We start from the raw sequence: 25,173 nt of genomic DNA, 5'->3' as shown, positions 1-25,173 counted from the left end.
TTGCATTGTTTTTTGATGATTTTAGAGTATCCATGCAATCACTTTTCCTTAAGCAAATTTTTATCACCAATCCTTATCTCATAGGCTCTTTGCAGTGATTCTGCAATGTCCTTCTTTTGACTTTACATGAAGCCTAAATTTTATCATTAGATTCAGATGGACGCAAGATTTGCAAGTAATAAAAAATTAGAATCTTTTTTAAGAGTGCAGATTTAAACAGCAAATCAAAGAATGGCAAGAGCTAAAACTAATTGATGAGCATTTTGAAATTAAAAATATTAATGATGAGAAATTTAGATTCCTTCCCCTTGATACAAAATATTTAAGCAAAGAAAATTATTATAAGCTTTTGGGTGCATTTGATAATTTAGACGAGATTTTAAATGGAGAACTTATAAGGAGTGATAATTTTCAAGCCCTAAATTCTCTCATGCCAAAATATAAAAGCAAGATAGATTTAATCTACATTGATCCGCCTTATAATACAGGTAATGATGGTTTTGTCTATACTGATAAATTTAAACTCTTCATGGCTTGCTATGATGAATAATCGCCTAGAATTAGCAAAAGAATTTCTAAAGAATAGCGGAAGTATCTTTATTAGTATTGATGATAATGAACAAGCAAGGCTTAAGATTCTATGTGATGAGGTGTTTGGGGAAGAGAATTTTGTGGCAAATATTGTTTGGGAGAAGAAATATTCTCCTCAAAATGATGCTAAGTAGTTAAGTGATAACCACAACTTTATACTTTTATACACAATAAATAAGGAAGAATGGCGACCAATATTGCTGCCAAGAACAGATAAAATGAATGAAAGATATAAAAATCCCGACAATGATCCCAAAGGATTATGGAAGAGTAGCGATTGTTTGGTGAAGACTTACATGGTAAGTTACGATTATCCTATTGTGACGCCAAATGGAAAAATAATAAATCCACCTAAGGGTAGATATTGGATGACTTCAAAAGAAAATTTTCAGAAATTAATAGATGATAATCGTATTTGGTTTGGTGAGAACGGGAGTAATACGCCATTATTAAAAAGATTTTTATCTGAAGTTAAACAAGGTATCACTCCTTTGATGATATGGAAATATAGTGATGTAGAACACAATCAAGATGTCATGCGAGAGATTTTGACCTTGTTTAATGATAAAATTTTTGATACCCCAAAACTTGAAAGGCTTTCAAAAAGAATCATAGAGATAGGGACAAAGACGGAAGTATCTTTGAGGGATTTTGGTAGTTTTGGAGAGAGGGGTGAAGGGAGTTTAGTAAGTCTAAATGACCAAGCACCGAGCGAACAATCTGTCAAAATCGCCAAAGAGATAACACCGACAAATGTAGTTTTAGATTTTTTTGCAGGTAGTGGTACGACAATCGCCACTGCTCATAAATTAGGGCGTAAATGGCTTGGCGTAGAAATGGGAGAGCATTTTTATAAAGTGGTGATTCCAAGAATGAAAAAGGCCATTAGTGGTTTTGTAAGTGGGATTAGCAAAGAAGTAGAGTTTAAGGGTGATGGTTCTTTTAGTACTATGAGCTTGAGGGCTTAGAAAAATGTGAATATGTATTAAATGAGCGTGTATTTTGTCATTCTGAAGCGTTAGCCGAAGAATCTCAAAAAGATTCTATAGATGTTTCACTATCGCTCAATATAACAGAGAAAAATAAGACAACACATATGAATGATTATAGAAAATCCCGCAAACTTATCAAAGGACTTAAAAAAAGGTGAGAAAATCTGTCTTGATATGAGCAAAATGAATACAAGCTTTGATATTTTTACTACAATGTCTAATCTCTTAGGGCTTAAAATCAAAAGTATTTTTATAGATGAAAATGGCATACAATCTTGCAAGTTTGAAAATGATGACATTGTGAATCTAGAAAATATCGACTTGACTAAATACCCAAAACTAAGAAATCTAATGTGGTGTGGAGAGTAAAATGAAGAATATAGCAATTTTAATAGGAAATTCTGAATATAAAAATTTAAGTAAATTAGATTTTTGTAAAAAAGATGTTAGTTCAATACAAAAAATATTAGACCTAAATAAAAAATTTGAAATTTACATTTTTGAAAATTACCAAAGCGAACAATTAAAAAATGAGTTATCAAACATTATTAGAGAACTTAAAAATTCTAAAATCAATGAGTTGCTATTTTATTATACAGGGCATGGAGTATTTAAAGAGCAATTTTATTATTTACCAATTAATTTTACTGATAAACAATTTGAAACAACAAGCTTATCTAATGATGAATTGGATAATATGCTTAAAAGCTTAGAAACAGAAATGGTAATTAAAATAATTGATGCATGTCAATCGGGACAACAATATATCAAAGAATCTGATCAAGCGTCTATCAAAAAAAGTTTAACTCAACGTTCTTTTAAAAAATGTCATTTTTTCTTTTCTTCTATGAATAATCAATCTTCAATGGGAGATGATAAGGGTAGTTATTTTACAAATGCTATTGTAGAATCAATCTTAACACATAAAGCAGATTCTATTCGATACACAGATGTTCAATCCTATATTGCCGATTATTTTAGTAATAGAAGCGAATTACAAACGCCGTTTTTTGTGAATCAATCTAATGCAACTGAAATTTTTCTTGACAAACTTATATCTATACAAAATTTTTTTAAAAATAATAATCCCATAATAAATGATAATGAAGGTGTTAATCAAGAAATAGAAAATGACAAAATTGATATAATAGAACAGCTTAAAACTTTGTCTAAAAAGTATATATCTAAAGATATGGCACAAGAAAATATTGAATATATTTTTGATGAAAATAAGCTTAATGATATGTTTAACGATAATATAAAATCAATTTATGATATCAAAATTGATAAATGCAATAATTATCATATTATTAACAATATCAATGAATTATATAATGAAATAGAAAAAAATAAAAAAATCTCTTTATCAATCTTAGTTACAAACAAGAGTCTTATACTACTACAGAATGGGTTCCAAAAAGGAAAAAACCTCGAAATGCTTATGAGATGATATTTGGACAACCTTATATACCAAGACCATCAAGACATATTGAGTTGTTTGCAAAAGAAGAATATGAAGAAAAAGAGGTTAAAAAATACAGAAATATAGTTAATTCTATTGATTTAGCAGATGATATTTTGCCAATAGGTGTTGCTATATCTCTTAATCCTAAAGAAGATATTAGAAACATTAATAGATATTTGATAAGCATTATTAATTTTCACAATGATCATGAAATTGTTTTTTATAGCAATAAAACCGAATATTATAAAAATAATTGGCGTGATTGGGAAAAAATAGATGTTGAAGATTGGATAAAAAGTAAAGAAAGTTTTTATGATAAAGATAAGATTTTAGAGAAAATACAAATAATTATAGAAAATTACAATCAAAAAATTAGTGATGATATTTTGAATATTTTAAAGCAAGAAGATTTAAAAATTAAAGAATGAGTAGCAATGCAAAATAATATCATCTCTACACCATGCAAGATAAAAAGATTAAAGTTAAACTTTATGAATTTAATGATAGTGTGTATTTAAACCAAGAAAGCTTGGCAAAGCTTTTTCTAAAGAAGTTTGCCTTGATATCTCAAGAGAAAATATGTTTCATGCAAATGAACTATTTATGTTGCTTAATATTGGCAGTAAGAATGCTAAAAAATATGTTTTACAAACTATAGGTTAGGGGCGTAAGGATTGAGCCTTTTGATTACTTATAATAAAAACGACAAAGATACTAGGGTTGATTTTGCAATAAGCGAAGATAGTGAAAAAATTCCTACAAGATTTAGAGCAGTTTTTGCAAAAAGATTCTAAAAAGCTTGAAAAGTATGAATGGTGCTTTTCTAAGCTAATGGAAAATATTGATAATATTTATATCCCCTATTTTGATAGTGAAATGCAAAGTGAGCGGAAATTTTATCCTGACTTTATATTTTGGTTTAGAAATAGAGAAAATGGGGAATATAAAATTGTATTTATTGATCCAAAAGGACTTAAAATAGAAGCAAATCCAAGAGATAAAATTAAAGACTTTGAATCAATTTATAAAGATAAAGAATTTTTATATAGAGATAAAAAAATAAGAGTTTATCTTTTTTATTACAATAAAGATATTGTCAAATTTTATAGATTTGAGAAATATAAAAAGAGCAGTGTAAGTAATATAATGAGCAATATTATATAATAATTGTATTATTATAATTATAAATATCATAACAATACAATTTTTATTTTTAAAAGTTAAATATTTTATTTCTTATTTATTTGTTGACAATTTTTCATTTATTAATTTTTGGTGACTATATTTTGCAAAAATATAAACAAGGACATATCATGCTTAAATCTCTTTATTTTCGTATGCGAATTATCCACATTGCAGGAATAATAATATTAGCACTAAATGCGTTTTTCTTTACAGAAAATGTAATAGGGCAAACAATCCAATATATAATAGTTGTGCTTCTCATAATCCATGATATAGATGAAAAGAAATGGGGGGTAAATATGACAAGACTAATCGCCCAAGAGCTAAGCCAAATACGACTTAATTCGGATATCAAGATAAATACTTCATATAGTGCAGAAAATGGCAAGATTTTATCACTTGTTGAAAATTTTAAGAAAAATATACAAAATATAGCTCGAGTAATACAAGATAAAACAAAAAATAGTCACAAGGATATAGAAGGATTAGAAAGCATATCAAACTCATTACAAGTAACAACGCGAGATATAGGAAGTGCAGTCCAATCAGCATATAATAAAATAGATTCTGCCAATACATCTCTAAGTGAATTTCGAAATGGCATCAAGATAACACAACGTAATCAAACAAGTATGTCTACTGGAATAAACGATATTAAGGAAATGCTAGAAAATGTATATATATCTATACAGAATACACAGCAACAAACAAACAAATTAATAGAATCCTTTGAAACACTTGAGAGGAGTACAGATTCTATAAATCAAATGGTAGATACGATAAAATCAATTGCTGAGCAAACAAATTTATTAGCACTTAATGCAGCTATAGAGGCGGCAAGGGCAGGGGAGCATGGTCGAGGTTTTGCAGTTGTTGCAGATGAGGTGCGAAAACTAGCAGAACACACACAAAGAAGCTTGAGCGAAGTTGATAGTAATGTAAAATCAATCACACAACAAGTAGAAGAAAACAAATATGCACTCAATCAGAATCAGCAAAATGTAGAGCTATTATTAGAAAACGCAAATACCACAAATTCGAAACTAGATGATTTTAAACTATCTTTTGATGAAAATTATAGTATAGCCAAGAAGCTCGTTACATATGGTGAAGCAATGGATAGCGATCTGCAAATATTGAATCGAGAGGTGAAAATCATATTAGATCTAGCACAAAATAATTTTGAGAATTCAAAAAATATCTCTCAAATATCAGATGTTATAAAAGAAAATTTCATAGAATTAGAACATAGCATTGAGAAGTTTAACTAAGTTCTATTAAACTGCATATTTTAAAATTTATGCTCCTAATCTTTAAATCCTATAGGGGTAGGGCAATGAGGAGGATATTTATATTTAACGTGTCAGTGTGCAAAAACTCAAAAAATGTAAGTTTTAATGCGATCTTAATTTAAGCAATAAAATTGGGTTGCCATAAGATACTTGAATTCATGTAGAAATAAGGCAAACTATAAGAGAGCAATATTTGAGCAATAAATTTTTGAGCCATTTTTATAGTGATGATATATAAAAGTGCATTATGATTCAAAACAAATCATCACACACACGATACATATATAGACATCTATCCTATAGATATCATAGAATTTGCAAGTGGTATACAAGATAAAAATGGACAGAATATATATGAGAGCAATATTGTGCGTCTTGATGGATTTAGAAGACCACGTCTTATAAAATATGACAACAACAAGGGTTTTATCTTTTTTTGTAAATGGGGAGAAGATCTCTGCAGAAAAGAATTTGGCGATAATTTGATGCTATGTGTAAATTCAAATATAAATTAAATCAAATTGAACCAAATAAACTAGAAATCATGGGCAATATGAGAAATAACACATGTCAATCCACAACACATATTGTCACACATAGAAGCTATACAAATATAATCACACTTGTTACAAACAACAAAAAATAATGGCTTAATGGCTATATACTCTTTGATAAAAGCATGTTTTTTAGGATTTTCTTGCCTTCAAAGATAAAAGAGTGCAAGTTAATATCGATAGATTTCTTAATCAATCAGGTAGTAATTTTATAAATATGAGCAAGAATAGATGACAGCCTTACATTATAATATGAGGCCTTTGATTTTAAAGTAAGCATTCATATTACTTATGCAGAGTTTGGCTACAAGTCTGATATCCTAAAAGATGAATGTGCCTTTAAGATAGAAGAAGCTGATCTTTTTTGTTGCCTTTTGATTTTTATTAACATATCTTTCTAACCCAAATCTTTATGTGAATGAAGCAAAAGTAATGCACAATATGGATGAAATGATAGGTTTATGGGAAGAAAGATGGAAGAAGTCAATGTAGAAAAAGATTCAGAAATACATCGAAACTATATAAGATACTATTAATCAAATGACAGCTATTATCTAGCATGGATTCAAAGGTGTGTTTTGAAAATTGAGTTATGTGTTGTATGAGCTTTTATGAGAAAAAGGTAATTTTGATCTAGTCATATACACTAACACTCTCAAGATTATCTCAATAACACATTTTAATCACATTAAAATATTTTTAATGTATGGTTTTGCAAGAGGTATTCAATGTATTAGTCATATTTGCAAGTTAAAAATCCGTGAATATGGAATATGGCTTAGTATATTTCGTATTGCACAATGAGTCCTAATTTGTAAAAATTTTATTTTTATTATTTTATATTATTGTGTAAATAGGCAAAGATCCTTGAGTTTTGCTCGTAGATGTTTTGTGGCACCACTTGTGAGATGTTTGTGCCAGAAGTTGTAGAATATGAGAAATTCTTGAAATATTATTGCTCTTGCTTTACTTTTTTTGTGCTTTTTGTTCCTCTATGATTTGTGCATACCATTTGGGTAGTTTTGTTAAACTACTACCTGCAAACTCACCTTGCAAGTCTGTAAAATTATATGAAAAGCGACAATCTTTTCTTACTTGCCAGTTATCAATATTTTGTGAAAATTTGCGACAATTAGAAAATATACGATCCATATCTTTCACATTTCTCACATCCCATTTATCAAGGGGTTGGTTAAAGCTCATAGCCCCTCCTTCTCCGCCAAACCCCCCATAAAACATACATTCCATATCAACAACCTTGCTTACATTCCAGTTATTTAGTGGTTGGTTAAAAGAAACTGCCTCACTAAACATACTTGACATACCCTCTACATTAGAAGTATCCCAAGATTCTATATTTTGGTTAAAAGAAAATGCCCCATTAAACATATGCCCCATCTCTTTTACTTTAGAAGTATTCCAAGAATCTAAGGGTTGATTAAAACGCCTTGCATCCATAAACATAGCACGCATTGTTTCTACTTTGCTTACATTCCAAGAATTTAGCGGTTGGTTAAACTTTCCGCATGCATCAAAAGTAGCTTGCATATTAGTAACATTGCTTACATCCCAAGAATCTAAGGGCTGATTAAACTCTATACAACTATAAAAAGCCCAACTCATATTTGTAACCTTACTCACATCCCATTTATCAAGGGGTTGGTTAAAATTCTTGCATTCATAAAAAATGCCTTGCATATTTTTAAGCGATTTTGTATTCCAAGCACTAATATCGTGGTTAAAAAACTTTGCCCCACGAAACATATCCTTCATATTTTCCACATTCTCTACATTCCAAGTTTCTAAGCCTTTAAAGCTTCTGCGTTTTGATTCTTTAAAGATACAACTCATATCTTTAATCTTGCTTGTATCGATTGTCTCTAGCTTTACTTTGCTATCTTCCACAAGCTTTAAAAGCTCTTCTTTGGTGGTTGGAAAGTATTTTAGCTTAGCGACTTTAGGAGTAGAAACTTTTGTGCTTTTAGGGGTTGGCTTTTTGATTTTTACAGGCTTTGTGGTAGCTATTAGCTCTTCCCATGCTTGTTGGGACTTTTTGTCAATCTGACTTTTAATAAGCGAATACACATCATCGCCATCTTTATCTTTTAGGCTAATATCAGCCCCAGCTTTTAGCAGTGCTTTAAAGGCATTTTGCTTACCTTCAATGATAGATTGCATAAGTGGCGTTATCCCGTCAATATCTTGATTATTTACATTTGCACCAAATCTTACTAATAGGTTTGCTTCCTTTTGAAAGCCTCTATTATAGGCATAATGCACAGGTGTAATATCAGCATTATTTTTTGCTTCAATATCTGCACCCTTTTCTAAAAAGATTTCCAAATAATCTGTGTCTTTATTATAAATCACATGAAAAATAGGCGTGAAGCCATTTTTATCTTTATGGTTGATATTTACTCCAGATTCTAAAAGCATATTAAAAATATTTTTATTTGTATAGGCTTTTTGGAAAAAGAGTGCATTTTGATTATATCTATTTGTGGAATCTATCTTAGCACCTTTGCCTAAAAGCTCTTTTATAAGCCCCTCATCGCCCTTACGACACGCTTCTACAAACGCCTCATCAACACTCCCACCATTTTCTAATAAAAGTGGCAAAACTTCTAAGTTATAAGTGATTGCATACTCTATGGGTGTCCCTGCATTAGCGGCTAGATTTACATCTGCACCATGCTTTAGTAGTAGTTCTACTGCTTTATTTTTTCTATATCGCACTGCTATCATTAGGGGATTTTCATAGATGTTTTTGGTGTTGATTTCAGGCTCTAGTCTTAAGAGTTTTCCACAATCTAGCAGATAATTGTGTTCAATCATAAAGCAAAGCAGATTATCGCCTTTTCCTTTGAACTCGCCTTCAATCTTTTGGTTACTAGCAAAGAAGAGATCTAGAATCTTTTTCATTAACTGCACTTCTTTTTGCTTATCTTCAAAGCGATAGTTGTGCCAATAGTCTCTATACAGATCGCCAAAAAGATGGCTCTCTTCACCATAATGTTCTACTTTTGCATTGATAGATGCTCCCTCATCTAAAAGCTTTTTAACCGCTTCCACATTGAGATTTTCTACTGCATTAATGAGTTGTTTTTCTAAGACTTTTGCTGGTTTTTGCATATTTGCTCCTTTAATTGTAGTTAAATTTTTCCCATTCTTCTTTACTTAGCGAAGTTTTTATAAGATCTTTTGGAAAATTTTGTGGGATTATGAAGTCTTTATCTACTAAGATATGTTCTAGTTTCTTGCACTCTAAAATCTCTTTTGGTAGAGATTTTATGAAAGTGCCACTTATATCTAGCAGCTTTAATTCTTCTAAGTTTTTAATCTCACTTGAAAGCCCATTTATATCCGTGTCTGAAATATCAAGATATTCTAGGCTTTTTATACCAAAAATTGTGCTTGGAAGCTCTTTAATTGGGTGGTAAGAGACATCAATTTTTTGAAGTCCTTTTAGCTTTCCTAACTCTTTTGGTAACTCATGCACCTCTGGACAATCTCTAAGAAGCCCAAAAACATGGGTTTGTAACAACCACTCTTTAAGTTCTGGTGCGTCATAGCCATAATCATCATACCATCTAAACTCATCAAGCATATCTTCTAGCATAAGCCCACAATCATGGCAGTTATTCCATAGCCAAGTGCTAAAAGCTTTAAATTCTTTTTGGGTTAAATGCGAAGTGCGATCTTTTTCATAATCTGTAAGCGGGATTTTATTACCTTCTTTAATAAGCTCAAACTTAGCTTCATAAAAGCTAGTATCTAGACTTGTGAGTTTATTATAAGAAATATCAAGGTATTCTAAGTTTGGCAGAGTGGTAAGCTCTTTTGAAATTTCACTTAGTGCGTTACAAGAAAGATTTAAAATTTTAAGATTTTGCAAAGAAAGAAGACTCGGCAAGGATGTAATTTTATTAGAGCTTAAATTAAGCTTTTTTAGGTTTTTTAACTCCAAAATCTCTCTAGGGAAATAATTAAGTGCATTTTTACCTAAATCAAGCTTTTTTAAATTTGGAGTATTAAGGTTTTTAAGCCCTATGGAATCTGTTTCATTTTTATTTTCTATTAAATTACCACATATGCTTAGGTGCGTGAGATTGGGTAAAGAAAGTGGTGGCACTTCACAAAAGCAATTTTGGTTTAAATTAAGTTTTTTTAGATTTTTTAGCTCATTTATTTTATCTAGTTGCCAAAAGTTATTTTCATATAGGCTTAATTTTTGCAAATTTTTTAACTCTAAAACAAAGCTAGGTAATTCTTCTAAGCACAAGCCTTCTAGCTTTAAATTCCAAATATCAAGTTTTTTTAAAATAGATTCCACAGGTTTTAAAACACTTGCATTTATTTGTGAAATTTTTGCGTTGTTATATTTGTTAATGCAAAAACTTAAGGCGTGGTCTTTATTGAAATTTTCCAAAAAATCTTCTAAATTTTTAGGAAACATTTGTTTGTTTTTATAAGATTTATCACCAAAAATCTCATAAAACCATTCTTGTAAGGTTTTGTATTCAGTATCATTGAGTGCTTGTTGCATACATATTCCTTATGTATAATGGTGGAAGTATAGTTACATTATATCACAAAAGTATTAGCAAGAAGTTTGGGGGTTAGCTTAGTTTGCGTGGTGTGTTGTCTAAAATAATATTATTGCAAAGAATCTTGTAAGAGGGCGTTTGAGTTGTTGCGATAGTATATCAGTAATTTCTTTGTTTGTCAGCCTAAAAGTAGTCTATGTGAAGTTAGGACTTGGATGATAGAGATAATCTCTTTTATTGTTTAGTGTTTCAATAAACTTGCCTTATTGTATTTAAGGTTGAGTCTTGCAGGAGGATCCAAAATATATTATTTCAATAAACATTCTGCACAATCTAAATCATTCCACTTCTATCATTCAATCATCTACAGATGTGTGAGAGTGCTTTCATGTTGCTAAAAATACTTCATAGAATTGTAAAGCAAGATAAAGCATCTAGTCTTGAAGTTCTTTTTTATTATAAGCTCTTAACCTATGCTTTTTCTTGCAACTTGTTTGGCTAAATCCAGAGCTTCTTGTAATTTCTTAGGATCTGTAAGTTTTCCCCCAGCACTAGCAAAGTCATCTCTGCCTCCACCATTACCTCCTAATATTTGTGCAACCTCTTTCACCCACGCCCCTGCTTTAAGACTTGATATACCCTTTACTCCAGCAGTGAGTGCAACCTTGTCATTAGATTCTGTAAGTAATAGAATTGCCACTTTTTCATGCTCATTTTTTACTTTATCTATGATTTCTTTTGTTTCTTTTGCTTCTGTTAAGTCTAACTTCAATACAATCAGTTTTACACCATTCACTTCCTCATAATCTAGGCTTTTAACGCTTTGCTTTGCCTTGTTGGCGTGATCTTTTGCATCTTTGAGTGCAGCTTGTAGTTTTGCGACACCTTGCAAGACGTCTTGTGTTTTAAGTTGTTCTTTTAAGCTTTTCATGCTTTCTAATGCTGCTTTGCCATATGTATAAGCTGCCTTGCCACACACTGCTTCAATACGCCTAACTCCGCTACTTACGCTGCTCTCACGCACAATATAGAAGCTTCCAATCTCTGCGGTATTTTGCACATGGATACCTCCACATAATTCAATAGAATCTCCAAAAGTAATAACACGCACACTCTCTCCATATTTTTCTCCAAAAAGCGCCATAGCACCCTTTGCCTTTGCTTGCTCTATACTCATAGTTTCACAAATTTGTAGATTCTGGTTTAAGATCTGCATATTCACAAGAGATTCAATACTTGCTAATTCATCCTGTGTAAGAGCTTTTGGGTGACTAAAATCAAAACGCAAACGATTTGCCTCCACAAGACTTCCTGCTTGTGCAATATGATTGCCCAATACTTGCCTTAAAGCATAGTGTAGTAAATGGGTAGCTGAATGATGCTTGGCGATTTCAAAACGACTAGAATCTACTTGTGCTATCACCTTATCATTTGTTTTTAGAGATTTTAGTGTTTGGATTTTAGAGAGGTTTAACCCAAAATATTTTTGAGTATCAATGACTTTTGCTAGTTGCATTAAAGTCTTAGAATCTTGGTTTTTTGGAGTATTAGGTGAGCAAGATGAGGTGGATTCTAAATCATTGTTTGCAGCTGCTACATGTTGTATTGAAGTTGGATTGTCACTAAATAAGCCTCCCTTATCTCCTACAGGTCCACCAGATTCTGGATAAAATGGTGTGCGATCTAACATCACATAACCTTCTACCCCACTTACTAGAGTTTCTACCTTTTTAAAGTCAGAATCAAGCAAAGCTAGGATTTTAGATTCTGCTTGTATGCACTCATATCCTATAAATTTATTCTCTCCAAATTGACTTAAAAGAGCGTTAAAGTCACCATTCTTTACGCTATCTCCACTGCCTTTCCAATGTGCTTTGCTCCTATTTTTTTGCTCTTGCATACATTGTTCAAAGATCTCCATATCCACACTTAAGCCAAATTCTCGCAACATATCCTGCGTTAAATCAAGCGGGAATCCATAGGTGTCATATAATCTAAAAGCTACCTCACCACTAAAAAAAGGGATACCGCTATTCTTAAATTGTTTATCTGTGTTGTGTTTTTCTATAGCGATTTTTAATGCTTCTAGAGTTATAGCTCCTTGTGCAAATTCCATTAATTTTGAAGAAGGTAGGGCATATATTCCTCGACAATATGCTTCTCCTAATTCTATAATTTTGCGAAGGATATTTTTATTAAAACTATGTTCTAAATCCAAAAATTCTTTCCCTAAAATTTTTTCTAATTCCTTCTTGAAAAGTTGCATTCCTAGCTCAATGGTTTCAAAAAATCGCTCTTCTTCTGCCTTGCATTGATCCATAATGACATTTTTGCGTTCTTTTAAATAGCTATAATGGGTTCCCATGGTATCACACACAACCCCAACCACTTCATATAAAAACGCTTTTCTTAGACCCAATAAATAGCCATGTCTAACTGCACGACGCAAGATCCTACGTAATACATAACCTCGCCCCTCTTTGTCAAAATTTACTCCTTGTGCTAGAAGAAAAGCAACACTTCTAGCATGATCAGCAATTACCCTAAAACTTGCTATAGTCTCATCGCCTCCAAGCTTTGTTGCTTCCAATGATGAGTTATTATAGGAATTTGTTGTATTTGCTTGGATGGGATTTCGTTTGTTTTTTTCATCATCAGAGATATATTGGTGTCCGCTTATCTCTTCAATTTTTCGCATAAGCGGTGCAAATAATGAAGTATCAAAGTTATTAATCTTTTTTTCTTTGAGTGCCATGACCCGTTCTAGCCCCATACCCGTGTCAATGCTAGGTTTAGGTAGAGGCGTTAAGCTCCCATCACTTCCTCTTTCATACTGCATGAATACGAGATTCCATATCTCCAAAAATCTATCCCCATCGCCACCAAAATAGTCTTCTTCTCCGTTGAAAAATTCTTCTCCCTGATCTACATATATTTCACTACAAGGTCCGCATGGTCCTGTGTCGCCCATTTGCCAAAAGTTGTCTTTATCCCCCATCCTCTTAATACGACTAGAATCTATATGTGTCTGCCATAACTCATATGCCTCATCATCACTTTCATGTATTGTTACATATAAAAGTGACTTATCAAAGCCTAATATTTCAGTCACAAATTCCCATGCGTAAGCAATAGCCTCTTTCTTAAAATATGCTCCAAAGCTAAAATTTCCTAACATTTCAAAAAGCGTGTGGTGGCGAGCTGTGTAACCGACATTTTCTAAATCATTATGTTTTCCACCCGCACGGATACAAAGTTGTGAGCTTGTGGCAATGTTTGGGTTTGGGATTGGAATTTTACCTGTAAAAATATCCTTAAATTGCACCATCCCTGCGTTAGTAAAAAGTAAGCTTGCATCATCTGGCACTAAGGGCATAGAATCATATACTTTATGCCCCTTGCTTTTGAAAAACTCTATGTATTTTGCTCGTATATCCATGTATGTATTCCTTTTGATTCTTGGGTATTCTAGTCTGCATTATACATTATTTTTATGATGGTTTATTTACAAAAAATATTGTGAGCAATAAATACGCATGTATTTGTAGTGCTATGGTATTGCTTTTGCTTTAAGGATGCTTATTGTAGTGTAGATGGGCGAAGTGTGCTACAATATAAAAAGGATTTTTGTAATAAAAGGATTTATTATGATGAGACTTAAAAATCTTATAAAGTATATTTTAAGTATATTGTGTTTTGTTTGTGTTATGTTTGGTGCAATTCTACACGCAGAAAAAATTGGGGATTTAACAAATATTGCTGGTGTGAGAGATAACCAACTCATGGGCTATGGTATTGTCATTGGGTTAAATGGTACAGGTGATAAAGGTGGATCCAAATTTACTGCACAATCTATGGCAAACATGTTAGAAACTATGAATGTAAAGGTTACTGCTGATGACATTAAATCAAAGAATGTCGCAGCAGTTATGGTAACCGCCTCCCTCCCACCATTTGCAAGACAAGGTGATAAAATTGATATAAAGATCTCAAGTATAGGTGATGCAAAATCTCTGCAAGGAGGCACACTTGTGATGACTCCATTGAATGCAGTCGATGGGCAGATTTATGCAGTGGCTCAAGGAGCAATTAGTGTTGGTAAGGGTGATAGTCTTGTGAGTGGGACTATTAATGGTGGAGCAACAATTGAAAAAGAGGTTATTTATAATCTTGCAAATCAGGCAAGCACAACTTTAAGCCTTAAGAAATCAGATTTTCAAAATGCCATAAAAGTGCAAAATAAGATTAATGAAGTGTTTGGAGACAATTCAGCTAAAGCACTAGATTCTAGAACTATTAAGATTAATAAGCCTGATAATTTAAGTATGATTGAGTTCTTAGCTCTTGTCCAAGAAGTAGATATTCCATACTCTGCTCGGGAAAGAATTGTTATTGATGAAAAGTCTGGCACAATTGTGTCTGGTTTGGGTATCAGTGTGCAGCCTATTGTGCTTACACATGGAGATTTGACATTAAAGATTACTAATGAGTTTGATACAAATGATAAAAGCACAAAAATTGATTCTATGACACTTGATCCAAAAACAAATACGCTAAGTAGTAATGGAAAAACGCCAACTGTTGCAAGTGTAGTACGCGCATTGCAAAGACTTGGGGCAAGTCCACAAAGTATTGTTTCGATATTAGAGACGATGAAACGAAGTGGTGCTATAGCAGCTGATATTGAAGTGTTGTAAAGAATTTATTCTATGACTTATATGTCTGATGTCATATAAATTGATTACAACTAGAAATAATGCAAATTCAATTATTTTTCTTTGAGAATCTCTTAGGAAGTGTGGTTTAGAGAAGCCTTAAAAAAAGAGATAGGTTTATATTTTGTAAATGATTTTGTAGTTATATGCAAGGATTGTTGTATAGCCTTGATAATCATCTCTATAAGTATCCAAACAAAGAGTATTAATATTTTGAGATTCTAATCAAGATACCCATAATTAGTCTTTTAAGTTTTATGATAAAAGATGTCTTTGATGTGCAAAGATTATTTGTGTTGCATAGAGCGATAGAATATGATTATATAGCAAACACATATCTATCATAGGTAGATACTAGGGAAGTTTTTTGATGTGTATGATGCTTTTTACCAAGAATTTAGATTATGCTTATTTATCTTCTATGGAAACAAAGGTAATTGTTCTAGCGCTTTATGTTCTGCAAAGCCAAAGCGAATATTCAAATTTTGCACCGCTTGTCCTGCCGCGCCCTTTACAATATTATCAAGAGCACCCATCATAATCACTCTGTTATTGCGTTTATCAAGGCATACGCTCACATCAACAAAATTACTACCTTTAACCCAACGTGTTTGTGGTGCCACTCCATATTCTAGCACTCTAATAAAATAGCAATCAGCATAGAAATCTTCAACAATTCTTTGAATCTCTTGTTCTGTAATCATGCTATATTTACTCTCTAGTTGTGCATAAGCAGTGATTAAAATACCACGATTCATAGGAATTAAATGGGGTGTAAAGCTAAGTGTAATCTCATTATCTGCAATATGAGATAAATTTTGTTCAATCTCTGCAGTATGTCTATGGTTTATAAGTCCATAAGCCTTTACATTCTCATGTACCTCGCAAAATAGATTGTCTAGCTTTGTGCTACGACCAGCTCCAGACACTCCACTTTTTGCATCAATAATAATGCTTTTGCTATCAATGATACCATGTTTTATAAATGGTGCGATACATAATGTGCTGCAAGTAGGATAGCAACCTGGATTTGCAATAAGATTTGATTGTTTAATTTCATCCTTATAAAGCTCACTCAATCCATATACAGAATCTTTTAATAAAGGGATATTTGGATGAGTGAAGTTATAATACTCTTCATATTTCTTTGGATTTTTTAGGCGAAAGTCTGCAGACAAATCAATGACAACACATTTTTCTATCATGTCTTGTGCAAGTATATTAGCTAAGAAATCATGAGGAGTTGCTGCTAAGATACAATCATTATCCTCACATACTGATTCTAATTCTTTATTATCCATGATAGAATCAAAATGTTTATAAAAATGTCCAAAACTTTTATCTATCCTTTGTCCTGCTTGAGTATTTGCACCAAAATAATTTAGTTTAACTCCATCATGTGCATTTAAGATTCTAAGAAGCTCTGCTCCACCATAACCACTTGTACCAAGAACTGCAACTTTTATCATATTACTCCCTTATTTTATTATTTTCATTGCAAAATTCATGCTCATACACACGCAATAAAGCGATAAAAAGCGCTGTGATTGCAGGTCCGATAATAATACCCCAAAAACCAAACGCCCCAATACCTGCTAGAATTGCAAAAAATATTACAAATTCATTAATTTGTAAAGGTGTGCGTAAAATACGTTTATTGACAATGCTAATGAGCCATGGTTTTACAACATTATCTATTACAAAACCTATAAATACTGCACTATACAGCCCAACAATAATAGCCCCCTTAATGTCGCCTTGATATACAAGTATAGCACATATAGGAAGCCATACAATCACTCCACCAACAATTGGAATCATAGAGCAGATTCCATATAAAATACCAAGCAATACCCCATCAAAACCAAAGAAATAGGCAATAACCCCAAATGCAGTTCCTTGCATGACGACATTAAAAAAAGTAGATAGAAAAACGAGTCGCAATGTCCCGCTTACTTCCATGGTAACTTCACTTATTTGTCTTTCTTCAAAGGGCAATATACGCTTCATATATGCATAAAATCGCTCTTCAAAGTAAAAAAATACAAACAAGAATACAATAATAACAAAACCATCAACAATAAACTTTACTCCATTTTCCCCTACTATGCTAGAAATTTTTAAGACTATGCTAGATATTTTTCCAAATGAGATTTCATTGAGCAGTGAAGGCAAGTAGTCTTGCATGAAAGGTAGTTTTGCAAAAATATTTTGTATAGCTATCTTGGAAGAGTCAAATATATCTTGTAAGACAACCCAGTTAATCATTTTCACACCCAAAAATGCACGATAACACACAAATAATACAGGTATAAACACCAGGCCTACCATAAGTAAAAGTGCACATAAAGATGCCATGAAGACATTTTTAATATAACGTTGCAACCAGTGCTTTAGCCAAATCGTAGCAACACAAAGCAAAAAAGCAATAAGCATATTAAATAAATACGCTTGATAAAGTATAAGCGTTGCAATACATACGCTTAAAAATAATAAACCAAAAAATATTTTACTTTGCATTTTACCTCATTATGAATCTTAAAAACTTAGAATCTTGATATTATTATAGCAAGTAATTTCATATTTAAAGAGTGCCTTAACATTAAGATGAAATAAATTAGTAAAAAAATAATATTAAATTAATTACATAAAATACAAATGCACAAATTAAACTCATGATATAAGCGAGTAAAAATCGCATAGCAAATAGACATAGTGTAAGATAAACAAGTAAAAACCATAGTGGCGTATAAAACATTGATAGAAAAAATTCATTTGATATAACCCACAAGATAACAGAATCAAAAATATTTCCAAAGCCAAAAGTATGTGCAATTATAACAAGTGGAAATAGAAATACAAAAAGAATGCTAATTGGTATTGAGATAATCTGATAGGGTGAAAACTGCGGAAAAAAATAATGCACAATAGGAATCATCTGTATAAAAATAATACAATTAAATAACACAACTGCAAATATAATTTTTTTTATTCCCCTGTATTTTGTAGCGATTGCATTAAGATGTCTTATAAATAAGAAAATGAAAAATACACCTGCAACAGAAAGTAGAAAGCCAATATGAAATAAAAGGCTAACATTCCATGAAAGCCCAAATAAAACACAAAGTAAAAGATTTAAAAAATTTGTAATCTGCAATCCAGAAAAGAGTATTATATATGAAAAACATGCCATAATAAATGCCCTGAAAAAGCTTGGTTGAAAATCAATTAATACTAGGTAAAAAAACACAAAGACAAGTCCTAAGAAGCCCAAGTCATATACTGCATTACGATAGCAAAAATAACGATGGAGCACGAAATATATAGGACACACCACGATATAAAACACAAAACTTAAAATAGCAAGATGAAACCCACTAATAGCAATAAGATGTGCTAATCCAAATACAATAACACCATGTCGCAGTGGCTTTTCAAGATTATCAGCAAAAAATAGAGCATTATATAAGTTTGCTGCCAGTTTTTCTTCATGTTGATTGTTGATAAAATGTCGCAGAATCTGCTTTTTATCTGTGCTTGGGATAAGTGATAAGCTTGAATTATAAATATTGCAACTACGTAAAAACTGCATAAAGGTGCAACGATAAATCTTGCCATACACGATTGCTTTCTTGCCAGATATTTGTTTAAACTTGCCCTTATATGTTGCATAAAATATATTTCCTTGCGAATCTTTGAGCTTAAACCTTTCACTATTTTCTTTTTTTGTGTAATGCAAAAGTATTGTTGCTTGAAAAACATTTCCTTGTTTCATTGCTAGATAAGTTTGATATTTTGTAAATAGATTATAAAAGCAAAGCAAAAGTAATACAAAAATAAGAATAATATAATGTTTTAATGGAATCTGTAAAAGAAGAGGGTTAGCTCTATTTTGTCGTGTGTTTATGTAATAGATTTGTTGTAATTTTTGTTGTATTGTTTGTAGAAATACAAGCAAGATTTTCATTGTTTATCCTATTTAACTCGCTAAATTACAATAACACTATAGATTTCCATGCCTTTCTAAAAGCTATAAAGAAATGGCTAACAGACTTACTATATCTCCATAATATTTCAAAAAGTTTTGCATTTTGATTTTTGAGATTCTATTGCAATTATGTCTTTAAAGCCCAATTACTTTCTAACCTTAGCCAACTTTGCTTGATAATCATTATCACTAATTCTTTTGACTTTTTCTTTTGCTGATGGTTTTGGATATCTTCTTATGTAAAGTGTATAGAAGCCATCTAAATCCATTGATAGTTCGTAGGAGTATTTTGTTTGTAAATCATAAAAAGTGTAGCCGATGAGATTTTTAGAGAGTGATCCAACTATTGGCTCACCGCCTTCAATTACAAGGGTTTTTCCATTGCTTTTATTTGTTTGATTGTAGGTAACACTTGTGCAAGTTGTGCTTTTTTCTGGACATCTTGAACCAATCCAAATCAAATAGCTATCACTCTCAAACCCAGCTCCGCCATAAGAAAAAACCATACTCATACATAATGCTATTAATACTTTAAGACGCATAAAAACCTCCAGAACTCTAAAGCCTTATTGTAAGCATAAAATATACCTAGTCCTTATTTTATGATATTTTCATTTAAAACGTTTTTTTGCACTCTCTAGCGTATTTTGTAAAAGTGAGGCAATCGTCATAGGTCCGACACCACCTGGCACAGGTGTGATATAAGAGCAGTGGGTGCCAAGATTCTCTAAATCTACATCACCTACAATTTTTCCATTATCTAATCGATTAATACCAATATCTACCACAATGGCTCCCTCTTTTATCATATCTTTTGTGATAAGGTTTGGCTTACCTACACCAACACATACAATATCTGCATTTTTTGTATAAAAACTTAAATCCTTTGTGAGAATGTGGCAAACGCTAATAGTCGCTCCAGCATTAAGCATTAGTGCAGAAAGTGGTTTACCAACTATATTGCTAGCCCCAACAATACAGACATCTTTGCCTTTAATATCAATATTATAATGTCTTAATAGTGTCATGACACCAAGCGGTGTAGCAGGCACAAAGCCTTTTAAACCACTATGTAGTTTGCCACTATTTTGCGTATGGAACCCATCTACATCTTTATGCGGTGCAATCATATCAAGAATCTCTGATGCATTAATATGTTCTGGTAATGGTAACTGGACTAAGATTCCATCGATTTGATCATTTTTATTTAAACTATCAATTGTTTGCAATAAATCTTGCTCACTCGTATTTGTGGGCATTTCATAAAGAATAGAAGTAATACCAACCCGTTTGCATGCTTTTGCTTTCATTGTAACATAGGTTTGACTCGCACTATCATTGCCCACTAAAATTACTGCAAGGCTTGGAACAATACCTTTTATAGCTAGTTCTTTTGTTTCCCTCATAATGTCTTCTTCAATCTTGCTTGCAAGCTTTTTACCATCCATTAAAACCATAGATTTCCTTTTGTAGAATTAAAATATTTCAACAAACATAAAATAAATATCAAGATTCTAGCACATTTTCATTTGAATTTAAAAAAACGAAAAACTAATCATTATTTTTTATAAAGTAAAATATTTATATTTCATCACACATTACAATAAAAGAGAGGCGTATTATGAATCTGATTACTAAAGCTTTGACATTTGAAGATATTTTGCTTATTCCTGCATATTCTGAAGTAACACCAAAGGAAGTGGGGACACAATCCATGCTTACACGTAATATAAGTCTAAACATACCATTTGTAAGTGCTGCAATGGATACTGTCACTGAACATAAAAGTGCCATTGCTATGGCGAGGCTTGGTGGTATAGGGATTATACATAAAAACATGGATATAGAATCTCAAGTAAAAGAAGTACGCAAGGTAAAAAAAAGTGAAAGTGGTATCATTAATGATCCAGTTTTTATCACTGCTGATAAAACTTTAAATGATGCTGAGCATATCATGCAAACCTATAGCATTTCTGGCGTACCTGTTGTAGATTCTAAGAAATGTTTGATTGGAATCCTAACCAATAGGGATACTCGTTTTGAAACAGATTACACTAAGCTTGTGGGTGATGTGATGACAAAATCACCACTTATTACCGCACATGTAGGCATTAGTCTTGAGAAAGCAAAAGATATTATGCACAAGAATCGTATTGAAAAGTTACCTCTTGTTGATGAGAATAATGTTTTGCATGGTTTAATTACTATTAAAGATATTCAAAAATGCATCGAATATCCAAATGCAAATAAAGATTCTCTTGGTCGCTTGAGAGTTGGTGCGGCAGTTGGTGTAAATCAGATTGATAGAGCTAGTGCATTGGTTGAAGCGGGTGTTGATGTTTTAGTGCTTGATTCAGCACATGGACATTCTAAGAATGTAATCAATACGTTAAAAGAAATTAAATCAAAACTTGATGTTGATGTAATAGTTGGCAATGTTGTTACGGGTGAGGCAACTAAGGATTTGATTTTAGCTGGAGCCGATGCGATTAAGGTTGGTATAGGACCAGGTAGTATTTGCACAACAAGGATTGTGGCAGGTGTTGGTATGCCACAGGTTTCTGCGATTGATGGTTGTGCTAGAGTTGCTAAAGAATATCAAATACCAATCATTGCAGATGGTGGGATTAAATATAGTGGTGATGTGGCAAAGGCTTTAGCTGTTGGAGCATCAAGTGTAATGATAGGTTCATTGCTCGCAGGCACAGAGGAAAGCCCAGGTGATTTGGTAATCTTTCAGGGACGACAATATAAAAGTTATCGTGGTATGGGTAGCATTGGAGCTATGCAAAGAGGTAGTAGTGATAGGTATTTTCAGGAAGGTACAGCACAAGAAAAGCTCGTGCCAGAAGGCATTGAAGGGAGAGTGCCATATCGTGGTAAAATTGCTAGTGTATTACACCAGCTTGTTGGTGGGTTGCGTTCTTGTATGGGTTATCTTGGTGCAAAAGACATTCCTGCTTTATGGGAAAACGCGCGAATTGTTGAGATCACATCAGCAGGTTTAAGAGAAAGCCATGTGCATGATGTGGTGATTACTAAAGAGGCACCTAACTATCATGGATAAAATCTAAAGATTTGAGACATCTTTGCGGATTTATTCCATTTTGTATAACAATGATTGTTTTCGTTGTATACAATATAGAAAAATAATCAATTTAAAAATATTTTGTGTTACAATTAGCGAAAAAATTTTGACTTTTTAGGGTTACCACATGAATAATGAAAATCAATTACAAAGTTACGAAAATCTCAATATTGATAAAATCATGCAAGTTTTGCCGCATCGTTACCCTATGTTACTTGTAGATAGAGTGCTATCCCTTGATCCACATAAAGAGATTAAAGCCTATAAAAATGTAACAATTAATGAAGAAGTGTTTTTGGGGCATTTCCCAAAAGAGCCAATTTATCCAGGTGTTATGATTATTGAAGGCATGGCACAAGCTGGTGGGATCTTGGCGTTTGTTAGCACCTGGGGGCTTGACTTTGATGCAAGCAAGGATAAGATTGTGTATTTTATGACAATTGATAATGTGAAGTTTAGAGTGCCTGTTAGACCAGGAGATCGTTTGACATACAATATGGAAGTAATGAAACAAAGAAGCAATGTGTGGCAGTTGCAGGGCAGGGCATATGTCGATGATGTGCTTGTGAGCGAGGCTGAATTAAAAGCTATGGTAACAGATTCGCATAATAAATGATTTGAAATTTTGGGATTTAAAAGGTTTGTTATGACTAATAATGTCGTTATACATCCAACTGCTTTGGTTGCAAAAACTGCAATTATAGAAGGGAATGTTAAGATTGGTGCAAATGCAGTAATAGGTGATTATAGTGTAATCAAAGGTAATGTAAGTATTGGTGAAAAAAGTTATTTATATAATCATGTGACGATTATGGGAAACACCACAATTGGTAAGAATAATAAGATATTTCCCAATGCAGTAATTGGTACACCACCACAAGATTTAAAATACAAGGGTGAAGAGAGTGTGCTAGAGATCGGGGATAATAATACAATTAGAGAATCTTGTATGTTTAATCCAGGCACTGAGGGTGGCGGCAATATAACAAAGATTGGTAGCAATAATCTTTTTATGGCATATGTGCATATAGCTCATGATTGTATTGTTGGCAATCACAATATCTTAGCAAATAATGCGACTCTTGGTGGGCATATTCATGTTGCAGACTATGTAAATATAGGAGGTATGACGCCAGTACATCAGTTTGTAAAGATTGGTGAGGGTGCAATGGTTGCTGGGGCCTCTGCATTATCACAAGATATTCCGCCATATTGTATGGCAGAGGGCAATAGGGCACGTATCATTGGGCTTAATCGGTTTCGTATGCGTAAAATTATGGAGAGAGATGAAATTGATGTGATTGATGCACTTTACAAACGCCTATTTTCTGGCAATAAGAGTTTGCGTGATTTGGCAGCCATGGAACTTGAGGTGGCAAAAAGTGTGCAAAACAATATCCATGTTGTTAAAATTTGTGAGTTTATATTAGCATCTGAAAGAGGAATACCCTATAAAAGAGGTGAAGTAAATGAGTGAAATATGTAGCTTTTGTGGCAAAAAGAAGTCTAAACCAAATCCTATAGTATCAAGTAATGAGAAAATTACTGGGACAAAAGCTTATATATGCAAGGCATGTGCAGTTTTTATTTACACCACTTTGTTTAGTAGCGAGAATAGTATTGCAAACTCAGAATCCTGGGGCTTGGAAGATGTACCATCACCAAAAGAGTTGAAAGCGCATTTAGATGAGTATGTGGTGGGGCAAGAGAAAGCAAAAAAAGTTTTTAGTGTTGCGATTTATAATCATTACAAGAGATTATTGCACCAGCAAAGAATAGCGACAAAAACAGATGAAAATGTGATTAATGTAACAGATTTAGAAGAGAATGTAGAGCTATCAAAATCAAATATTCTGCTTATAGGACCAACAGGCAGCGGCAAGACCCTTATGGCTCAAACCTTAGCAAGATTTCTTGATATTCCAATCGCAATTTCTGATGCCACCTCTCTCACAGAAGCAGGATATGTTGGCGAAGATGTAGAAAATATTTTGACGCGTCTTTTGCAGGCTGCAGATTATGATCTAAAGCGTGCTGAAATGGGCATTGTATTTATTGATGAGATTGATAAAATCTCTCGACTTTCTGAAAATAGATCCATTACACGTGATGTCTCGGGTGAGGGTGTGCAACAAGCTCTTTTAAAGATTATTGAGGGGAGTGTCGTAAATATTCCTCCAAAAGGTGGCAGGAAGCATCCAAACCAAGAGTTTATTAAAATGGATACAAGCAATATTCTCTTTATTTGCGGTGGCGCATTTGATGGGGTGGAGGATATTATCAAGCGTAAATTGGGTAATAATGTCTTGGGGTTTGATTCTAACCCAAAAACACAAGCTAATGAAGAGAATATTATTCATAAGATTGAAACTGATGATTTAGTAAGTTTTGGTTTGATACCAGAGCTTGTAGGACGATTGCATATTATTGCAACGCTTGATTCTATAAGCAAAGAAGCTATGATATCGATTTTAACACAACCAAAAAATGCAATTATTAAACAATATCAAAAGCTTTTTGAACTTGATGGGGCGAAGCTTGTGTTTGAAGATGATGCGATTGAGCGAATTGCTGAGCTTGCTATGGAGAGAAAAACAGGGGCTAGGGGTTTGCGTGCTATTGTTGAAGATTTTAGTCTTGATATTATGTTTGATTTACCAAATCTTAGTGGGTATGAAATCATTATTACACGGAAGTGTGTGGATAAACTTGAGAAACCTATCTTAATCAAAAAGAAAAAGACAAAAGCTATATAG

At 32.6% G+C, this 25,173-nt stretch carries 17 protein-coding genes and 1 pseudogene; 10 read left to right on the top strand and 8 right to left on the bottom strand.

The window, feature by feature from the left end; genetic code table 11:
• Positions 1 to 202 precede the first annotated feature (202 nt).
• From LS81_RS04975 to LS81_RS04950, 5 genes and pseudogenes are all read left to right on the top strand, one after another.
• A pseudogene (locus LS81_RS04975) lies at positions 203 to 1,952 on the top strand (site-specific DNA-methyltransferase); the annotation flags it as partial.
• A gap of 1 nt (position 1,953) precedes the next feature.
• Positions 1,954 to 3,033 carry a caspase family protein gene (locus LS81_RS04965; RefSeq protein ID WP_233715939.1) on the top strand — a complete coding sequence of 360 codons (1,080 nt, stop codon included), beginning with the start codon at positions 1,954 to 1,956 and terminating at the stop codon, positions 3,031 to 3,033.
• Positions 3,030 to 3,476 (top strand): hypothetical protein, encoded by a 447-nt coding sequence (locus LS81_RS11890; RefSeq protein WP_233715938.1) that lies wholly within the window; start codon positions 3,030 to 3,032, stop codon positions 3,474 to 3,476. The genes LS81_RS04965 and LS81_RS11890 overlap by 4 nt, the downstream gene beginning before the upstream one ends.
• A 316-nt stretch (positions 3,477 to 3,792) precedes the next feature.
• Positions 3,793 to 4,212 (top strand): hypothetical protein, encoded by a 420-nt coding sequence (locus tag LS81_RS04955; protein WP_034346041.1) that lies wholly within the window; start codon positions 3,793 to 3,795, stop codon positions 4,210 to 4,212.
• A 149-nt stretch (positions 4,213 to 4,361) separates the two neighbouring features.
• A complete protein-coding gene (locus tag LS81_RS04950; RefSeq protein ID WP_034346039.1) occupies positions 4,362 to 5,504 on the top strand; it encodes a methyl-accepting chemotaxis protein in 1,143 nt (380 codons plus the stop codon).
• 1,541 nt (positions 5,505 to 7,045) lie between these two features.
• Here the strand turns inward: LS81_RS04950 and LS81_RS04945 are convergent.
• The 3 genes from LS81_RS04945 to alaS all read right to left on the bottom strand — a co-directional run bounded on the left by LS81_RS04945 (position 7,046) and on the right by alaS (position 14,065).
• Positions 7,046 to 9,211 carry a BspA family leucine-rich repeat surface protein gene (locus LS81_RS04945; RefSeq protein WP_052096523.1) on the bottom strand — a complete coding sequence of 722 codons (2,166 nt, stop codon included), beginning with the start codon at positions 9,209 to 9,211 and terminating at the stop codon, positions 7,046 to 7,048.
• Between the two features lie 10 nt (positions 9,212 to 9,221).
• Positions 9,222 to 10,625, bottom strand: coding sequence for a leucine-rich repeat domain-containing protein (locus tag LS81_RS04940; RefSeq protein ID WP_034346038.1), 1,404 nt, complete (start codon positions 10,623 to 10,625; stop codon positions 9,222 to 9,224).
• Between the two features lie 467 nt (positions 10,626 to 11,092).
• Positions 11,093 to 14,065, bottom strand: a complete 2,973-nt coding sequence (gene alaS, locus LS81_RS04935; protein ID WP_034346035.1) for an alanine--tRNA ligase — start codon at positions 14,063 to 14,065, stop codon at positions 11,093 to 11,095.
• A gap of 211 nt (positions 14,066 to 14,276) precedes the next feature.
• Here alaS and LS81_RS04930 point away from each other — a divergent pair, with 211 nt between their 5' ends.
• Positions 14,277 to 15,323, top strand: a complete 1,047-nt coding sequence (locus LS81_RS04930) for a flagellar basal body P-ring protein FlgI (protein WP_052096598.1) — start codon at positions 14,277 to 14,279, stop codon at positions 15,321 to 15,323.
• Between the two features lie 437 nt (positions 15,324 to 15,760).
• Here the strand turns inward: LS81_RS04930 and argC are convergent, their stop codons facing one another.
• The 5 genes from argC to folD all read right to left on the bottom strand — a co-directional run bounded on the left by argC (position 15,761) and on the right by folD (position 20,786).
• On the bottom strand, positions 15,761 to 16,810 hold the full coding sequence (argC, locus tag LS81_RS04925) for an N-acetyl-gamma-glutamyl-phosphate reductase (protein WP_034346033.1): 1,050 nt from the start codon (positions 16,808 to 16,810) through the stop codon (positions 15,761 to 15,763).
• Position 16,811: 1 nt separating this feature from the next.
• The gene (locus tag LS81_RS04920; protein WP_034322932.1) at positions 16,812 to 17,861 is read right to left on the bottom strand and encodes an AI-2E family transporter; all 1,050 of its coding nucleotides are present in this window, start codon (positions 17,859 to 17,861) and stop codon (positions 16,812 to 16,814) included.
• Positions 17,862 to 17,958: 97 nt separating this feature from the next.
• Complete coding sequence (locus LS81_RS04915; RefSeq protein ID WP_081955913.1) at positions 17,959 to 19,308, bottom strand: ComEC/Rec2 family competence protein; 1,350 nt, start codon at positions 19,306 to 19,308, stop codon at positions 17,959 to 17,961.
• A 167-nt stretch (positions 19,309 to 19,475) separates the two neighbouring features.
• Positions 19,476 to 19,841 carry a hypothetical protein gene (locus tag LS81_RS04910; protein ID WP_237022201.1) on the bottom strand — a complete coding sequence of 122 codons (366 nt, stop codon included), beginning with the start codon at positions 19,839 to 19,841 and terminating at the stop codon, positions 19,476 to 19,478.
• A 99-nt stretch (positions 19,842 to 19,940) separates the two neighbouring features.
• On the bottom strand, positions 19,941 to 20,786 hold the full coding sequence (folD, locus tag LS81_RS04905) for a bifunctional methylenetetrahydrofolate dehydrogenase/methenyltetrahydrofolate cyclohydrolase FolD (protein ID WP_034346028.1): 846 nt from the start codon (positions 20,784 to 20,786) through the stop codon (positions 19,941 to 19,943).
• 164 nt (positions 20,787 to 20,950) lie between these two features.
• Here folD and guaB point away from each other — a divergent pair, with 164 nt between their 5' ends.
• The 4 genes from guaB to clpX all read left to right on the top strand — a co-directional run bounded on the left by guaB (position 20,951) and on the right by clpX (position 25,173).
• Positions 20,951 to 22,396, top strand: coding sequence for an IMP dehydrogenase (gene guaB, locus LS81_RS04900; protein ID WP_034346027.1), 1,446 nt, complete (start codon positions 20,951 to 20,953; stop codon positions 22,394 to 22,396).
• 148 nt (positions 22,397 to 22,544) lie between these two features.
• A complete protein-coding gene (gene fabZ / locus LS81_RS04895; protein ID WP_034316610.1) occupies positions 22,545 to 23,033 on the top strand; it encodes a 3-hydroxyacyl-ACP dehydratase FabZ in 489 nt (162 codons plus the stop codon).
• Positions 23,034 to 23,063: 30 nt separating this feature from the next.
• Entirely contained in the window at positions 23,064 to 23,894 is an 831-nt protein-coding gene (gene lpxA / locus LS81_RS04890; RefSeq protein ID WP_034346025.1) for an acyl-ACP--UDP-N-acetylglucosamine O-acyltransferase, read from the top strand.
• Positions 23,887 to 25,173 (top strand): ATP-dependent protease ATP-binding subunit ClpX, encoded by a 1,287-nt coding sequence (gene clpX / locus LS81_RS04885; protein WP_034346023.1) that lies wholly within the window; start codon positions 23,887 to 23,889, stop codon positions 25,171 to 25,173. Before lpxA ends, clpX begins: the two co-directional genes overlap by 8 nt.

This window comes from Helicobacter trogontum (assembly GCF_000765905.2).
In the GTDB taxonomy this organism is placed as follows: Bacteria; Campylobacterota; Campylobacteria; order Campylobacterales; family Helicobacteraceae; genus Helicobacter_A; species Helicobacter_A trogontum.
The sequence above is the reverse complement of the archived record's forward strand: the minus strand, read 5'-3'. Positions and strand labels throughout refer to the sequence as shown.

What these genes read in the sequence shown, in the direction of transcription:
- LS81_RS04920 (WP_034322932.1), bottom strand. Translation starts at nt 17,861, where the DNA reads ATGCAAAGTAAAATATTTTTTGGTTTATTATTTTTAAGCGTATGTATT.
- LS81_RS04950 (WP_034346039.1), top strand. Translation starts at nt 4,362, where the DNA reads ATGCTTAAATCTCTTTATTTTCGTATGCGAATTATCCACATTGCAGGA.
- LS81_RS04915 (WP_081955913.1), bottom strand. Translation starts at nt 19,308, where the DNA reads ATGAAAATCTTGCTTGTATTTCTACAAACAATACAACAAAAATTACAA.
- LS81_RS04945 (WP_052096523.1), bottom strand. Translation starts at nt 9,211, where the DNA reads ATGCAAAAACCAGCAAAAGTCTTAGAAAAACAACTCATTAATGCAGTA.
- LS81_RS04940 (WP_034346038.1), bottom strand. Translation starts at nt 10,625, where the DNA reads ATGCAACAAGCACTCAATGATACTGAATACAAAACCTTACAAGAATGG.
- LS81_RS04930 (WP_052096598.1), top strand. Translation starts at nt 14,277, where the DNA reads ATGAGACTTAAAAATCTTATAAAGTATATTTTAAGTATATTGTGTTTT.
- LS81_RS04965 (WP_233715939.1), top strand. Translation starts at nt 1,954, where the DNA reads ATGAAGAATATAGCAATTTTAATAGGAAATTCTGAATATAAAAATTTA.
- lpxA (WP_034346025.1), top strand. Translation starts at nt 23,064, where the DNA reads ATGACTAATAATGTCGTTATACATCCAACTGCTTTGGTTGCAAAAACT.
- argC (WP_034346033.1), bottom strand. Translation starts at nt 16,810, where the DNA reads ATGATAAAAGTTGCAGTTCTTGGTACAAGTGGTTATGGTGGAGCAGAG.
- guaB (WP_034346027.1), top strand. Translation starts at nt 20,951, where the DNA reads ATGAATCTGATTACTAAAGCTTTGACATTTGAAGATATTTTGCTTATT.
- fabZ (WP_034316610.1), top strand. Translation starts at nt 22,545, where the DNA reads ATGAATAATGAAAATCAATTACAAAGTTACGAAAATCTCAATATTGAT.
- alaS (WP_034346035.1), bottom strand. Translation starts at nt 14,065, where the DNA reads ATGGATATACGAGCAAAATACATAGAGTTTTTCAAAAGCAAGGGGCAT.
- folD (WP_034346028.1), bottom strand. Translation starts at nt 20,786, where the DNA reads ATGGTTTTAATGGATGGTAAAAAGCTTGCAAGCAAGATTGAAGAAGAC.
- LS81_RS04910 (WP_237022201.1), bottom strand. Translation starts at nt 19,841, where the DNA reads ATGAGTATGGTTTTTTCTTATGGCGGAGCTGGGTTTGAGAGTGATAGC.
- LS81_RS11890 (WP_233715938.1), top strand. Translation starts at nt 3,030, where the DNA reads ATGATATTTGGACAACCTTATATACCAAGACCATCAAGACATATTGAG.
- clpX (WP_034346023.1), top strand. Translation starts at nt 23,887, where the DNA reads ATGAGTGAAATATGTAGCTTTTGTGGCAAAAAGAAGTCTAAACCAAAT.